Annotated in this window: 11 protein-coding genes; 8 read left to right on the plus strand and 3 right to left on the minus strand. The window is 69.1% G+C overall.

All coding sequences use genetic code 11. The features are described from left to right. Positions 1 to 232 precede the first annotated feature (232 nt). Positions 233 to 1,501, plus strand: a complete 1,269-nt coding sequence (locus E1J61_RS12425) for a YihY/virulence factor BrkB family protein (RefSeq protein ID WP_133094361.1) — start codon at positions 233 to 235, stop codon at positions 1,499 to 1,501. A gap of 49 nt (positions 1,502 to 1,550) precedes the next feature. Here the strand turns inward: E1J61_RS12425 and E1J61_RS12430 are convergent, their stop codons facing one another. Both E1J61_RS12430 and E1J61_RS12435 read right to left on the minus strand, forming a co-directional pair. Beyond that, complete coding sequence (locus tag E1J61_RS12430) at positions 1,551 to 3,083, minus strand: sensor domain-containing diguanylate cyclase (protein ID WP_133094362.1); 1,533 nt, start codon at positions 3,081 to 3,083, stop codon at positions 1,551 to 1,553. A 217-nt stretch (positions 3,084 to 3,300) separates the two neighbouring features. Then, entirely contained in the window at positions 3,301 to 4,299 is a 999-nt protein-coding gene (locus tag E1J61_RS12435) for a tripartite tricarboxylate transporter substrate binding protein (RefSeq protein ID WP_133094363.1), read from the minus strand. A gap of 162 nt (positions 4,300 to 4,461) precedes the next feature. Between E1J61_RS12435 and E1J61_RS12440 the strand changes: the two genes are divergently transcribed. The 7 genes from E1J61_RS12440 (at position 4,462) to yddG (ending at position 13,676) form a co-directional block, all read left to right on the plus strand. Then, positions 4,462 to 5,268 (plus strand): IclR family transcriptional regulator, encoded by an 807-nt coding sequence (locus E1J61_RS12440; RefSeq protein ID WP_133094364.1) that lies wholly within the window; start codon positions 4,462 to 4,464, stop codon positions 5,266 to 5,268. A 52-nt stretch (positions 5,269 to 5,320) separates the two neighbouring features. Then, the gene (locus tag E1J61_RS12445) at positions 5,321 to 7,486 is read left to right on the plus strand and encodes an acetate--CoA ligase family protein (protein WP_133094365.1); all 2,166 of its coding nucleotides are present in this window, start codon (positions 5,321 to 5,323) and stop codon (positions 7,484 to 7,486) included. A 92-nt stretch (positions 7,487 to 7,578) separates the two neighbouring features. Next, a complete protein-coding gene (locus E1J61_RS12450) occupies positions 7,579 to 8,610 on the plus strand; it encodes a tripartite tricarboxylate transporter substrate binding protein (protein WP_133094366.1) in 1,032 nt (343 codons plus the stop codon). Positions 8,611 to 8,657: 47 nt separating this feature from the next. Further along, positions 8,658 to 9,989 (plus strand): DUF1254 domain-containing protein, encoded by a 1,332-nt coding sequence (locus E1J61_RS12455; RefSeq protein WP_133094367.1) that lies wholly within the window; start codon positions 8,658 to 8,660, stop codon positions 9,987 to 9,989. Between the two features lie 16 nt (positions 9,990 to 10,005). Next, complete coding sequence (locus E1J61_RS12460; RefSeq protein ID WP_133094725.1) at positions 10,006 to 11,337, plus strand: DUF1254 domain-containing protein; 1,332 nt, start codon at positions 10,006 to 10,008, stop codon at positions 11,335 to 11,337. A 2-nt stretch (positions 11,338 to 11,339) separates the two neighbouring features. Further along, positions 11,340 to 12,341 (plus strand): tripartite tricarboxylate transporter substrate binding protein, encoded by a 1,002-nt coding sequence (locus E1J61_RS12465; RefSeq protein WP_133094368.1) that lies wholly within the window; start codon positions 11,340 to 11,342, stop codon positions 12,339 to 12,341. 390 nt (positions 12,342 to 12,731) lie between these two features. Continuing rightward, positions 12,732 to 13,676, plus strand: coding sequence for an aromatic amino acid DMT transporter YddG (yddG, locus tag E1J61_RS12475; RefSeq protein ID WP_133094726.1), 945 nt, complete (start codon positions 12,732 to 12,734; stop codon positions 13,674 to 13,676). Between the two features lie 166 nt (positions 13,677 to 13,842). Here yddG and E1J61_RS12480 read toward each other — a convergent pair whose 3' ends face one another. Beyond that, positions 13,843 to 14,613, minus strand: a complete 771-nt coding sequence (locus tag E1J61_RS12480) for an IclR family transcriptional regulator (RefSeq protein WP_133094370.1) — start codon at positions 14,611 to 14,613, stop codon at positions 13,843 to 13,845. Between the last annotated feature and the right edge of the window lie 27 nt (positions 14,614 to 14,640).

Below are 14,640 nucleotides of genomic sequence, written 5' to 3' on the forward strand. Positions count from 1 at the left end.
GCGGCCATGAAGGCCAGCGACAGCACGCCCAGGTTTATTCGCGCCGGACCACCCGCCGCGTATTCTGGCAGGCACATGCGGCATAGCCGAGCGCGCGCGCCTGGTAATTCTGGAAGCGCCCGTTGCATGATGGACCGGCCAGGGTGCCTCCCCAGGCGCCGCATTGCGGGCGCCGTTGCTCTGGAACGGGATTTGCTATTGCCATGCAGGACACGTCGCGACAGGACCTCGCATGCTATCCCTTGGCCCCGTGTCGCCGCGCGCCGCCTTCGAGCTGATCCGCGAGAGCATCAACTCCTGGATCGACGACTATGCCCCGAGCATGGGCGCGGCGCTGGCGTACTACACCGTCTTCTCCATTGCCCCGCTGCTGATGATCGTCATCACCGTGGCGGGCGTGATATTCGGCGCGGAAGCGGCGCGCGGCGAGGTCGTCAGCGAGCTGAGCGGGCTGATCGGCACCGAAGGGGCGGAGGTGGTCGAAGACATGCTGGTTGCGGTCAGCGAGCCGGCCGCCAGCACGGTCTCCGCCATCATCGGGGTGGTGGCCCTGCTGATCGGCGCGACCACGGTGTTCGCCGAGCTGCAGTCGGCGCTCGACCGCATCTGGCGGGTCCCGCAGCGCCAGAAGAGTTCGGGCCTGTTTTCGCTGCTGCGCGCGCGGCTGCTGTCGTTCGGCATGATCCTGGGCATCGGCTTCCTGCTGGTCGTGTCGCTGCTGCTCAGTGCCGGCATTTCGGCGATGGGGCGTGAATGGGGACCGCTGCTAGGCATCGACGAGGCGGTCGGGCATGCGCTGGACACTGCCATCAGCCTGGTGCTGACGACCGTGGTGTTCGCGATGATCTACAAGATCATGCCGCGCACCAAGATCCGCTGGTTCGACGTCTGGCTTGGCGCCGTCGTCACGGCGCTGCTGTTCACGCTGGGCAAGTTGCTGATCGGCCTGTACATCGGCAAGAGCGGAGTGGCCAGCGGGTATGGCGCCGCGGGTTCGCTGGTGGTGTTGCTGCTATGGGTGTACTACGCCGCGCAGATTTTCCTGCTGGGTGCCGAATTTACCTGGCATTTTGCCCAGCGCTTTGGCTCGATGCGGCACAGCGGCCAGCCAGCGCCGCCGATCGCGCCGCTGCGCGGGCGGGCGCAGGTGGTCGTGGACGAGCAGGCCCGGGGCGAAGCGACCCGCCATCCGGTAAGGACCGGCATCGACGGCGTGACGCCCATCGTGGCGCTTTATGTCGACGAGATCGTGAACGCTGCCGTCAAGGCGGGAGAGCAAGGCCAGGCGACCGCGGTCGCCATCGCGGACGCCGCCGAGAAGGCCGTTGCCCACTTCAGGAGCGCAGCGGGATCGGACAAGCAGGCCTTGCGCAACCGCCTGCGCGAACTGGCGCAGGCGCTGGTGGTGTCTGCCGAGGCGGGGCACCATTCCGGCGATACCCGCGACCTGATCCAGTTCGGCGTGAGCTACGTCGAAGCGTACCTGCACCGGACGCACTGAGGCGCTGCATCGTGCTGCAGCGCGCTGCATCGCCGGACAGGCGAGCGCATCAGACGGCCAGCGCCGGCGTGGCCTCGCCCAATATCACCACGCGGTTGCGGCCGTCGCGCTTGGCCAGGTAGAGCGCCTGGTCGCCGCCATGCAGGAAGGCGCGCAGGTCCGCGAACGGCCCGGCATCCCCGCCGCCGGCCGAACTGGTGGCAACGCCGATGCTGACCGTCAGCGTGCCGAGCGGGCTGGTCGCGTTCGGGATCTCCAGTGCCTGCACCGCATGCCGGATGGCCTCGGCGATCCTCGCGGCGCCGGCGGCCGGCGTGCCGGGCAGCAGGATCGCGAATTCCTCGCCGCCGTAGCGGCCGGCATAGTCGCCCGGCCGGCGGATCTGCTTCTGGATGCTGTCGCCGACCGCGGCCAGCGCATCGTCGCCGGCAACGTGGCCGTAGCGGTCGTTGAACTGCTTGAAGTGGTCGACATCGACCATCAGCAGCGACAGCGGCTGGCCGTCGCGCCATGCCCGCCGCCATTCCTTGTCGGCGGCGTCATCCAGCGCGCGCCGGCTGCCCAGGCCGGTCAGGCCATCGGTATTCACCATCAGGCGCAGGTGCGCCTCCATGTCGAGGCGGCGGCGCCACTGGCGCGACAGCAGCACCGCCAGCGCCACGATCAGCGCATCGACCACGGCAATCAGCCCGGCAAACCACCATGCGCGCTTGTACCAGGGGGCCAGCACGTCGTGGACCGAGAGCCCGACCACCACCATGAGCGGGAAGTCGGGCAGGCGCCGGTAGCTGTACAGCCGCCGCACGCCGTCGACCGCGGCGATGCCGATAAAGCTGCCTTCGGTGCCCCGCAGCAGCGGTGCAAAGGAAGGGCTGGCCGAGATATTGCGGCCCACCGACGCATCGTCGTAGGGGCGGCGCATGATGATGGTCCCGTCCGTGCGCAGCAGCGTCAGCGTACCGCCGCCGCCGAGGCTGACGCCATCGAACAGCTTGCGAAAGTAGTTCAGGCGCAGCGTGCCGACGACGATGCCGCGGAACGCGCCATCGGGCCCCGACACCCGCCGGCTCAGTCCGATGGACTTGTTCTGCGCGGTGAGCCGCGGCTGGAACGGCTGGCTGAGGAAGATGCCGGCGTTGGCGTCGTGCACGTGGGCCTGAAAATAGTCGCGGTCGGCAAGGTTCACGGCGCGCGGCGGCCATTGGTGCGAATCGAGCAGCAGGTTGCCGCTGGCATCGGTGGCCAGCAGCGAGCCCATGTCCTCGGCGTTGATGGAGCGGTCGAACAGCACGCGCTGGCGCAAGGCGGTCGGCAGCTGCATCACTTCCGGGTCCTGCATGGCATCGGCGACCCCGGCGATGGCGAACTGGTAGATATGCAGGTTGCGCGAGATGCTGCGCTCCAGCGTGAGCGCCAGATTGGCCGAGGCTTCGCTGGCGCCGGCCAGCGCGTCGCTGCGCATCTGGGCCAGTGCCGCGGCGCCCAGTCCGGCGATGGCAACCGCCAGGGCGATGGTCGCCGGGACGATCATCGCGGCGGGGTTCAGGCGTACGCGCAGGCGTCGTCTTGCAAGGTCGATCATGGAGGCGGGCGCTGCCGGTGCAATTTTTGCAGCATTGTAGTGCCCGCGGGTACCTCGGCCGCGCCGTGGGAAAAAATGTCACACCTGAGTTTAGCGGCCTGCAAATCGCTTCGAGGCGTGCCGGACCGGTTTCAAGTTACAAGTGCTGCCGCCTTCCGCCACCGCGATGAAGTCCTGGATCTGGCTAAGGCGCATGGCTGGCGCTCCGGGGGCGGCGTCAGTCCAGCGTGACCCCGGTGTCGGCGGTCAGCTTCAGCACCACCGGCAGGTAGGCGGTGTAGGCGCTGGCCGCCTCGGACGGCGTGTTGCCGATGGGCTCGGCGCCCATGTCCTCGATCCGCTTCGAAAACGCCGGGCTTTTCACCAGCGCGCTGACCTCGCGCCCCAGGCGGTCGATGATGGGCTGGGGTGTTTTGGCCGGGGCCATCAGCGTGATCGGCCCGGTCAGCCGGTAGGCGTCGTCGGGATAGCCGGCCTCGGCAAAGGTGGGCACGTCGGGCAGCGACCTGGCGCGGCGCGGTCCGGTCACGGCGACCGGCCGTAGCTTGCCGCCGGCAAAGTGCTGCTGCAGCGCGGTGACCGAGCCCACCGTGACGTTGACCTGGCCCGCCAGCAGGTCGGTCACCATCGGTCCCTCGCCGCGGTAGGGCACGTGCAGGATGTCGACACCATACTTCCTGGCCATGTAGGTCTGGATGGTATGCGGCTGGGTGCCCGGTCCCCACGAACCCATGCGCAGCTTGCCGGGCTCCTTCTTTGCAAAGTCGATCAGTTCGGCCACGGTCTTGACGGGCACGGTGGCATTGACCGCCAGCACGGTGCGCGCGGTGGCGATGTCGGAAATCGGGCGCAGGTCGGTGCGCGGGTCGTAGGGCAGTTTCTTGTACAGCGCCAGGTTGGCGGTGATCGGGCCGGGAATGGTCAGCAGCAGGGTGTAGCCGTCGGGCGCCGCCTTGGCCGCCTGGTCGGTGCCGATAATGCCGCCCGCGCCGCCCTTGTTCTCGACCACGATGGTCTGGCCGAGCCGCTTGCCGAGACCATCGGCCAGCGCGCGCGCCAGCGTGTCGGTCAGGCCGCCTGCCGGGTACGCCACCACCAGCCGCACGGGCTTGGTCGGGTAAGCATCTTCGGCGCCTGCGCCAGACGGCAGCAGGGACAGGGCCGCGGCTGCGATCAGCACGACACGCCGGCGGCGTGAAAAGGTGCGGTTTTTCATGTCTTGTCTCCTTTTCGAATCTGTGTCCGATGCCGGAGAACCTTATGGGCGGCACGCCTGAGGGGTCAACACGATGGCCTATATTTCCAATATGTGGAAATTGATTCCGCTTTTTGACACTCGATCACGCGCTGTCCCAGACTGGGTAAAGAGGAAAACGCCATGAACCTGCCGGTCGAACAATTCATCGCCGAACGCCGCCGCGAGGACCCGTCCTTCGGCGGCCTGCTGGCCAAGGGCTTTGCCCTGCTGCGCTGCTTTATCGACGAGCCGCGCCCGCTCGGCAACGGCGAGCTGGCGCAGCGGCTGCAGCTGCCGCGCGCCACCGTCTCGCGCATCTGCCGCACGCTGTTCGAGCTGGGCTACCTCGACTGGGATCCCAAGCTCGACAAGTACTTCGTCAGCGCCCAGGTGCTGGCGCTGGGCTATCCGTACCTGGCCGGGCTGCAGGTGCGCCACGTGGCCCGTCCGCTGATGCAGGCGCTGGCAGACCGCATCGAGGGCGCTGCGTCGATGGGCGTGGCGCACCGGCTCGACGTGACCTACCTGCAGTCCTGCACCCACAACGAGGGCACCCCGGCGCGGCCGGGAACCGGCGCCGTGCGCTCGGTGCTGAGCACGGCCATGGGCCGGGCTTACCTGTGCACCTTGTCGAAGGCGGAGTTCGAAAGCCTGATGGTGGCCGCCCGCGAGGAGCGGCCCGAGGAATACGCGGCGTTCTACGACACGCTGTGCCACAACGTGGCGCACTACCCCAAGCGCGGCTTCGCGCTCAACGAGGGCGATGCCGGCATCGGCGTGTACGGCGTGGGCGTCTATTCGCGCATCCGATACCTGAACCGCCCGCTGCTGTTCAACTGCGCCGTGCCCGGCTCGCAGGTGAAGCGCGGGATGATGGAAAAGAAGGTGGCGCCGCTGTTGATGGAGATGGTCCGCTCCATCGAGGCCGCCACCGGCCTGCGGCAGTAGCCGGCCAGGCCCGACTGAAACCATCCATAAAACAAGACCCGGAGACTGCCACATGGTTGACCTGAATTCCCTGCTGTACCCGCGTTCGATCGCGGTGGTCGGTGCTTCCACCCAGCCGGACAAGGTGGGCGGCATGCCGATCCGGCTGCTGCGCGAACTGGGCTATGGGGGGCGCGTCTATCCGGTCAACCCGTCCGCCGCCGAAGTGCAGGGCCTGCGCGCCTATGGCTCGCTGGCGGACATCGGCGAGCCGGTCGACCTGGCGATCGTGGCGGTGCCGGCCAGCGCCAGCCAGGACGTGATGGCGCAGCTGGCCGGCAACGGCACGCGCGCGGCGGTGGTCTTCACTTCCGGCTTCGCCGAAGCCGGCGAGGGCGGCGTGCGCATGCAGGACCTGCTGGCCCGCAGCGCGCGCGATGCGGGCGTGACGCTGCTGGGCCCCAACTGCCTGGGCGCGATGAACCTGCGCGAGCGCGTGTTCGCCACCTTCTCGCCGATCCCGCTCAGCGGCGTGCCGCCGGTCGGCGAAGTCGGGCTGGTCAGCCAGAGCGGTGCCTTCGGTGCCTACGCCTATGCGCTGGCGCGCGAGGCGGGGCTGGGCCTGAGCCACTGGGTCACCACCGGCAACGAGGCCGGGCTGCAGGTGGCGGACGTGATCGCATGGCTTGCCAACGACCCCAACACCCGCGTGATCCTCGCCTACATCGAAGGCTGCCGCGACGGCGCGCGCCTGCGCCAGGCGCTGGCCGCGGCGCGCGCGGCGGGCAAGCCGGTGGTGGTTACCAAGGTCGGCACCACGGCGGCCGGCGCGCGCTCGGCGCAGTCGCACACGGCCAGCCTGACCGGCGAGGATGCGGTGTACCAGGCGGTGTTCGATGCCTACGGCGTGCACCGGGCCCATACGCTGGAAGAATTCTTCCGGCTCGGCTATGTGCTGTCGCGCGGCCGGCGGCCGGCGGCCTGGCAACGCCCGGAAGGGAGCGGCGCCGCTGCCGCCACGCCGCTGGCGATCGTCACCGTGTCGGGCGGCGTCGGCATCATGATGGCCGATCGCGCCGAGCAGCTGGGTTTGCCGCTGCCGCCGATGCCGGACCTTGCGGCCGAGGCGCTGCGCACCGCGATCCCGTTCGCCAGCACTGCGAACCCCATCGACGTCACGGGGCAGGTGGTGGCGCAGCCGCGCGTGTTCATGGATGCCCTCGCGGGCGTCGCGCGCAGCGGCGCCTATGGCTGCGTGGCGGCCTTCCTGGCCGGCGGTGCCAATGCGCCGCGGCTGTGGCCGGAGCTGCAGCAGACCATCGGTGCGTTGAGCGAAGACACAAATGCCGCTCCGCTGCTGCTGGCCGGCATTGTCGACGACGACAAGCGCGCATGGCTGGAAGCGCGCGGGTGCCTGGTGTTCCGCGAGCCGGGTCATGCAGTGGAAGCCGTCGCCACGCTGGCGCAGGCGGCGGCGCTGGAATCCGCACGGGATACCTTGTCCGGGACCGGGCCGCGGCGCGAAGCGCGACTGCGCGGCCTGCCGCCCGAAACCACGGCGCTGTCCGAGTACGAGGCCATGGCTTTGCTCGCCGACGCTGGCGTGCCGGTGGCCCCGCACGGGCTTGCGCGCGATGCGGACGAGGCGGTGCGCATTGCCGAGGGCCTCGGCTATCCCGTGGTGGTCAAGCTGTGCTCGCGCGAGATCCTGCACAAGAGCGATGTCGGCGGCGTGGCCCTCGGCCTGGCCGATGCGCAGGCGGTGCGCGAAGCCTTCGCCCGCATGGCGCAAGCGGTCGCCCTGGCGCGCACCGGGAGCGGCGCGCCGGTGCCGTTCGAAGGCGTGCTGGTGGCGCGCATGGTGCGCGGCTGGGGCGAGGTGATGGTCGGCGTGCGGCGCGACCCGGTGTTCGGGCTGGTGGCGCTGGCCGGCATCGGCGGCACCGCGGTCGAGATCTTCCGCCAGACCGCCTGCGGGCTGGCGCCGCTGTCGCGCGCACAGGCGCGCGCGATGCTGCGCGCCAGCCGTGCCGCCGCGCTGTGCGAAGGACATCGCGGCAACCCCGAAGTGGATCTCGATGCCGCCGCGCAGGTGCTGGCCACGGTGTCGCAACTGGCAGCCGGTCTGGGCGAGCGCCTGGACACGCTCGAGATCAATCCGTTCATCGTCACCGCGCAGGGGCTGGTCGCCGCCGACGCGGTGGTCACGCTTCGCCCGGACCGTCGTACCGCTTCATAGTGACGGCGCGCAACGCGGTGGACAGGATGCCCGCACAGACGGGCGCCGCCCCGCGGCCAGACGCAGTACCTCAATCAAGACAGGAGACAAGCATGCAAAGGCACAAGCACTTGCCGGCGCGGCGCATCGCGCTGCGCGCGCTGGGCGCACTCGGCGCGCTCGCCGTGGCGCTCTGCGGGGTGGTATCCCCCGCGCACGCCGGCCCCAATCCCGGCCCCAATCCCGGCACCTATCCCGACAAGCCGATCCGGCTGGTAGTGCCGTTCCCGCCGGGCGGCGGCACCGATGTGGTCGGCCGGCTGCTGGCGGCGGGCCTGTCGAAGGAACTCGGCAAGACCGTGGTGGTGGAGAACGTAGCCGGCGCCACCGGCACCATCGGCTCCGCACAGGTTGCGCGCGCCGCGCCGGACGGCTACACGCTGGTGCTTGGCATCTCCGCCACGCATGCGATCGCACCAGCCATTTTCCCGAAACTGCCCTACGACCCGCTGCGCGACTTCGTGCCCGTCAGCCGGCTCTTCTACGGCGGCAACGTGCTGATCGCCGGCCCCGGCTTTACCGGCCGCGACCTGCCCGCGCTGATCGCCGCGGCCAGGCGCCCCGGTGCCGACCTGACCTACGGCTCGTGGGGCAACGGCTCCGGCGGCCATCTCGCCGGCGAAAGCCTCAACGTGCTGGGCGGCATCCGCCTGCGCCACATCCCCTATAAGGGCGTCAGCCCGATGCTGACCGACGTGATGGGCGGCACGCTGCCCGTGGCCATGTCCGACCTTGCCGGCACGCTGCCGCTGATCCGCAGCGGCAAGGTGAGGGCGCTGGCGGTCACCGGCTCCGAGCGTTCGCCGGCGCTGCCCGACGTGCCGACCTTTACCGAGGCCGGCGTGGCGTTCGGCGTGGACAGCTGGTTCGCGCTGTTCGCCCCCGCGCGCACGCCGGCCGAGATCGTCGACAAGCTTGAGCGCGCCACCGTCGCCGTCATGCGCGATCCCGCCATCAAGGCGCAGGCCGACGCGCTCGGCATGCGCTACAGCCCCCAGCCGCGCAGCGCCTTTGCCGCGCAGATGCGCAGCGATGTGCCAGCCTGGGCCGCGCTGGTCAAGTCGAGCGGCGCGGCACAGGAATGAGCCGCACGCGTTCCCACAATTTCCGCCTATTTTTCCCGGAGCCCTGCATGAACCATCCCGCGCCACAGTTCTTCTCCGCACCCGTCTACAGCTCCAGCCAGGAAGCGCTGGTCGCCGCCGCCGCCATACCGCTGGCGATCTACGGCTATCCGCTGGTCGAAACGATCCGTACCTGCAAGCTGCAGACCGCAGTCAGCGAGGCCACCGGCTATGGCCGCGCCCCGGTCAACACGCTGTCGGCGAGCGAGCGCCAGTGGACGCATGAAGACCGCGACGTCGTCACGCCCGCCAATGACCTGCTGTATTTCTGCGGCTGGGCCAACCTGGCCGACGGGCCGGTCACACTGCGCGTGCCGCCGCTGCCGAAGTGCGACCAACAGCGCGACCGCTACTACGTGGTGGAGCTGCTCGATGCCTGGACCAACAACTTCGAGAACCTGGGCCCGCGCAACGTGCCGGCCGAAGGCGGCACGGTGACGCTGGTCGGCCCCGGCCAGCACGCTGAAGGCGAGCATGTCGTGGCCTGTCCGACCTCGCTGGTATGGCTGCTGGGGCGCGTGCTGGTGCAGGGTCCTGACGACCTGGCCGCGGCCCATGCATTCGAAAGCGGCTTCGCGCTCGAGGCGCCGGGCAAGCTCATGCCGCAATGCGTGCGCGACTGGCGCGATACCGGCAACGAGGCGCTCGATTTCTTCCAGAACCTGTTCAATGCGTTGCGCGAGTACCCGCCCGCCGAGCCCGAACTGGGCGCGTTCACGCTGCTGCGCAAGGCCGGCCTGAAGCTGGAGGGCGAGGTCGACGTCACGGCATTGCGCGCGGAAGTCCGCGCCGGCCTGGAGAACGCGTATCGCCAGGCCATGCAGCTGATCGAGGCGCATACGCGCAGCCAGGGCCGCAAGAGCTGGGGCTACAGCCTGAAGCTCGGGGTCTATGGCGACGACTGGCTGCAGCGCGCCTGCACCGCGATGAAGGGCCTGGGCGCGTTGCGCGCGGACGAAGCCATCTATGCGATGGCCGATTTCGATGCCGACAGCGAGCCCCTGCATGGCGCGCATGCATATGAGCTGCGCTTCCCGCCCGGCATGCTGCCGCCGGCGCAGGCGTTCTGGTCGGTCTCGCTGTACGGCGAGGACCGCTTCTTCAGCGCCAACGAGATCGGCCGCTACGCCGTGGGAGACCACACCCCGGGCCTGCGCATGGAGCCCGACGGCAGCCTGGTCATCCCGATCTCGCACCGGCGGCCGGAACAGGCCGAACAGGCCGACAACTGGCTGCCCGCTCCCGCGGGCCCGTTCTACCTGATCCTGCGCCTGTACCATCCCGCGCCGGCCTTTATCGCGGGCGAGTACCGCATTCCGCCGGTGCGCCGGGTTGCCTGAGGAGCGAGATTCCATGATGCCATCCACCGATTCCCGCACCCCCGCGCTGGCCCGCGAGGCCGTGCTGTACACGCTGCCGCTCTACGAAATGGCGCGCATGCGCGCCGCCACCTGCCCGCGCCGCCGCCGTGAAGGCGCCTTTGCCGACGAGCGGCCCGACGGCACGCTGCGCTGGGTCAACCAGTTCTTCCACACGCGCCAGTTGCTCGGCCCGCAGCACCGGCAGGTGGTCACGCCCAACAACGACACGCTGTACAGCAATGCCTGGCTCGACCTGTCGCAGGGACCGCTGCTGCTGGAGGTGCCGGACAGCGCCGGCCGCTACTACGTGCTCGGGCTGCTCGATTTCTATACCAACCCGTTTGCCTACATCGGCAGCCGCACCACCGGCACGCAGGCCGGGCGCTTCCTGCTGCACGGTCCCGGCTGGCGCGGCGAAGCGCCGGCTGGCGCCACCGCCATCGCCTGTCCGACCGATGCGGTGTGGCTGCTGGGCCGGCTGCTGGTGGACGGCCCGGACGACCTGCCCGCGGTGCATGCGCTGCAGGACCGCTTCCGGCTGACGCTGCCGGACGGCGGCGACGCGGTGCGCGCGTACGATGTCGGCATGCAGCCCAACGAACACCTCGGCGCGTCGCCGCAGCAGGTGCGGCGCTATGCCGACGTGGTGAACCGCGCGCTGCGCGAGAACCCGCCGCCAGCAGACGAGGCGGCGACAGTGCAGGCCTTCGCCGCGCTCGGCCTCGGTGCCGCGAGCGAGGGCGTGCCGCTGAAGGAAACGCAGGTGGCGCTGCTGGCCGCTGCCATGGAGCAGGTGCTGGCCGAACTGGGCCGGCCGATGCCTTCCGCGCTGGGCGGCGGCTGGAACCTGCCGGTCGAGATCGGCGCGTCGTTCGGCACGCGCTATGCCGAGCGCGCGCAGGTGGCGCGCAACTACATCGGCGCGCTCGGCATGGAAGAGGCCATGTACATCATCGCCGATTGCGATGCGCACGGCCGCCCGCTCGACGGGAACGAGCCGCACGAGCTGGCGTTCCCCGCCGGCCAGCTGCCGCAGGTGGGCGCGTTCTGGTCGCTGACCATGTACGACAAGGGCGACTGCATGCTGGTGGAGAACCCGATCGCCCGCTATTCGCTGGGCGACCGCTCGCCGAGCCTGCGCTACGAGCCGGACGGCAGCCTGCGCCTGCACCTGGGCGCCGCGGCGCCACGCGACGCGGCGCGCCACGGCAACTGGCTGCCGGCGCCGGCAGGGCCCTTCTACGTGGCGCTGCGGCTGTACGTGCCGGGCGCGGCGCACCTTGGCAAGACCTTTTCGTATCCGGGGATCCAGGCCGTGGAGGCATGACGATGACTGCTGACAAGATATCGCGCAGGGACCTGCTGGCACGCATGCGCGACCTGATGCTGCTGGGCGCGGCGCCCGCGCTGGCGCCGCTGTCCGCGCTGGCGCAGGCGTATCCGGCGCGCACCGTGCGGCTGATCTCGCCGTATGGCCCCGGCGGGTCCAATGACACCTCGGCGCGGCTGCTGGCCGAAGCGCTGAGCCGCAAGTATGGCCAGCAATTCGTGGTCGAGAACAAGCCGGGCGCCGGCACCCGGGTCGCCAACGAAACGCTGGCGCGCGCCGCCCCCGACGGCTACACGCTGCTGTGGGCCGCCGCGCCGTTTGCCATCAATACGGCGGCCGGGCTGCCGCAGCAATACGACATCCACAAGGATTTCGTCGCGGTCGGGCCGCGCGTGCTCGGCCCGGTGTTCCTGATCGTCAAGGCGGATTCGCCGGCGCGCTCGGTCGCGGATTTCGTCAAGCTGGCGCGCGCGAAAGCGGACGGCGTGACCTTTGCCTCGCCCGGCGCCGGGTCGGGGCCGCACCTGACGGCGGAACTGTTCGGCGCACAGGCGAAGTTCAAGGTGCTGAACGTGCACTACCGCGGCGATGCCACCGCCTACACCGAGCTGCTGGCCGGCCGGGTGGATGCCACGCTGACCGCCATCACGACGGCGCTGCCGTTTATCAAGGCGGGCAAGCTGCGGGTGCTGGCGGTCGCGTCGGAGCAGCGCACGCCGGTCTATCCCGATGCGCCCACGTTAGTCGAGCAGGGCTGTCCCGGCGTGACCGGCTACGGCTGGTTCGGCCTGATGGCGCCAGCCGGGACGCCCGCGGCGATCGTGCGCCAGCTCAACCAGGATGCCAGCGCGGTGCTGTCCGACGCGGATATGCGCAGCAAGCTGGCGGCGCTGGGATTGCAGCCCGAGCCGGGCGACAGTGCCGGATTTGCGCGGTTCATCGATGCGGAAGTGCGCAAGTGGGCCGCGGTGATCAAGGCCAGTGGCGTGGTGCTGGAGTAGCGGCATGCACGCCACATGCGGGCGTGCATGTGGCGAGCCTGTTGCGTCCAGATGCGCGAGTGGAAGATGGGTCATCGCCCCGATCCGGACCATCGGATCGGTGCGCTGGTCAGCGAAGCCCATGTCGGTCCTTTCGGTCACGACTTTCCAGAGCGTGGACGAAGCCATCGCGCTGGCCCCATCTGGATCGACGTATCGGACCAGTCGGGCCACAGCTGAGTGACATGGCGAGCCATGCCCCGGGTCCCGTCCGGGACCGGGCATGGCGCTCGCGCGATGCCCGGTCGCGCCGCAACACACGTATCATGCGCGACTCGCCGGAGTCCGCTCCCGCATTTTTTTCCTTCCATCGTCCCTCATGAGGTCATCCGTTCAATGCAAGCAGGTGTCATCCGAAGCAAGCGTCAGGCAACACTCATCGGGCTGATCGCGATCCTGTTATGGAGTTCGATCGTCGGCCTGATTCGTGGCGTCAGCGAAAGCCTTGGCGCAACCGGCGGCGCGGCCATGATGTATTCCGTTGCCTCGGCCTTGCTCTGGCTGACTGTCGGCTTCGTCAAGCCAGGTGAATTTCCCCGGCGCTACCTCATCTGGGGAAGCCTCCTGTTCGTTTCCTATGAGCTGTGCCTGTCCCTGTCCATCGGCTATGCCAACAGCGGCAGGCAGGCCATCGAGGTCGGCATGGTCAACTACCTGTGGCCGAGCTTTACCATGTTGTGCGCCATTGCATTCAACGGCCAGAAATCGAACCTGCTGGTCGTTCCCGGATTTTCGATTGCCGTCCTTGGCATTTGCCGGGTGCTTGGCGGCGACCAGGGACTGGACTTCGCCGGGATGGCGGCAAATATCCAGGACAACCCGCTCAGCTATGGGCTGGCCTTTGCGGGCGCCGTGATCTGGGCGGCCTATTGCACCGTGACCAGCCGCATCGCCGGCGGCAAGAATGGCGTCACGCTGTTCTTCATGCTGACGGCGCTGGCGCTGTGGATCAAGTACTTCACCGGCGACGGCGGGGCGATGGTGTTCAGCTATGAGGCCATCCTGTACCTGGCGCTGGCAGCCTCCGCGATGGGGTTTGGCTACGCTGCCTGGAACGTCGGCATCCTGCACGGCAATGTCACGGTACTTGCCGGCGCCTCCTATTTCATCCCGGTCCTTTCCGCCGCGCTGGCGGCCATGCTGTTGCGCACGCCGCTGTCGATCGCATTCTGGAAGGGCGCATCCATGGTCTGCGCCGGCTCCATCCTGTGTTGGCTCGCTACGCGCGGGCAACGTGCCAGGGCACCGGCTTCGCCGGAACCGGGCGCAGCGCACGAGCGCGCCCACGGGCAGTGAAATCCATTCAGTAACAGGACAAGAATATTGTTGTGCGTGTTGAGGCGCCGGCATTCGCGCAGGGCTCGGTGACCTTGTACGGGGTCTCCTCGAACCGGAACCGGCTGCTGCTGCGCACCGGGATCCGGCACTTCTTCTGAGCCGCTAATCCGTCGGGTCCTGCGCGTCAGGGATGCCAGGTCGACGGCTTTTCCAGCTGCATGGCGGGCCGCTGGCTGCCTGCCATCGCATACGACAGCTTGTTCGCGGCGTCGACCACGGTCTGCGCCAGCTCGAGCAACCGCGCTTCGCTGAGCCGGGAAGTCGGTCCCGAAATGCACATCGAGCCCAGCAGGCGCCAGTGCAATCCGAACACCGGCGCGGAGACGCTGGAGACCTCGGGTTCGCGCTCGCCGAGCGACAGGTGGAATCCGCGGCGCCGGATCATTTCATAGGGCTCGCCCGGCTCTCCCGAGAACGCCAATATGACCCGGCCGGGCGAGCCGCTGTCCAGCGGCAGTGCCGCGCCGATCCTAACGTGATGGCGGATGGCCTGCGGCCCTTCGACCCGGAGCAGGCAGGTGCGCTGCTGACCCTCGCGGATGTAGAACGAAGCGCTTTCGCCGGTCCGGATCGTCAGTTCCCGCAGGACCGGCTCCACCACTTCCTGCACATTGAACGTTGCCTGGTAGCACGCGCCCAGCCATCCCGCGGCGCGCCCCAGCCGCCAGTTGCCGTCTTCCTTCTGCACCAGGTAGTTGTCCGCCGCCAGCGTCCGGGCCAGCCGCAGCACGGTGGTCTTGTGGATGCCGGTGCGCCGGCTCAGTTCGGCCAGCGACAGGTGCGGGTCATTGACCCCGAAGGCTTCCAGCACGCGTAACGCGCGCGTCACCGCAATCACGGCGCTCGGCCCCTCGTCGCCGGTTGAGGCGACCTGTGTATCACTTTTCCGGTTCATGACGCGAAATGCGGTGCACGGTATGAA

It is taken from the genome of Cupriavidus sp. L7L (assembly GCF_004353535.1).
In the GTDB taxonomy this organism is placed as follows: Bacteria; Pseudomonadota; Gammaproteobacteria; order Burkholderiales; family Burkholderiaceae; genus Cupriavidus; species Cupriavidus oxalaticus_A.

Coding starts and splice junctions, on each gene's coding strand:
- E1J61_RS12455 (WP_133094367.1), top strand. CDS start 8,658: ATGAACCATCCCGCGCCACAGTTCTTCTCCGCACCCGTCTACAGCTCC.
- E1J61_RS12450 (WP_133094366.1), top strand. CDS start 7,579: ATGCAAAGGCACAAGCACTTGCCGGCGCGGCGCATCGCGCTGCGCGCG.
- E1J61_RS12445 (WP_133094365.1), top strand. CDS start 5,321: ATGGTTGACCTGAATTCCCTGCTGTACCCGCGTTCGATCGCGGTGGTC.
- E1J61_RS12425 (WP_133094361.1), top strand. CDS start 233: ATGCTATCCCTTGGCCCCGTGTCGCCGCGCGCCGCCTTCGAGCTGATC.
- E1J61_RS12480 (WP_133094370.1), bottom strand. CDS start 14,613: ATGAACCGGAAAAGTGATACACAGGTCGCCTCAACCGGCGACGAGGGG.
- E1J61_RS12430 (WP_133094362.1), bottom strand. CDS start 3,083: ATGATCGACCTTGCAAGACGACGCCTGCGCGTACGCCTGAACCCCGCC.
- E1J61_RS12460 (WP_133094725.1), top strand. CDS start 10,006: ATGCCATCCACCGATTCCCGCACCCCCGCGCTGGCCCGCGAGGCCGTG.
- E1J61_RS12435 (WP_133094363.1), bottom strand. CDS start 4,299: ATGAAAAACCGCACCTTTTCACGCCGCCGGCGTGTCGTGCTGATCGCA.
- E1J61_RS12465 (WP_133094368.1), top strand. CDS start 11,340: ATGACTGCTGACAAGATATCGCGCAGGGACCTGCTGGCACGCATGCGC.
- E1J61_RS12440 (WP_133094364.1), top strand. CDS start 4,462: ATGAACCTGCCGGTCGAACAATTCATCGCCGAACGCCGCCGCGAGGAC.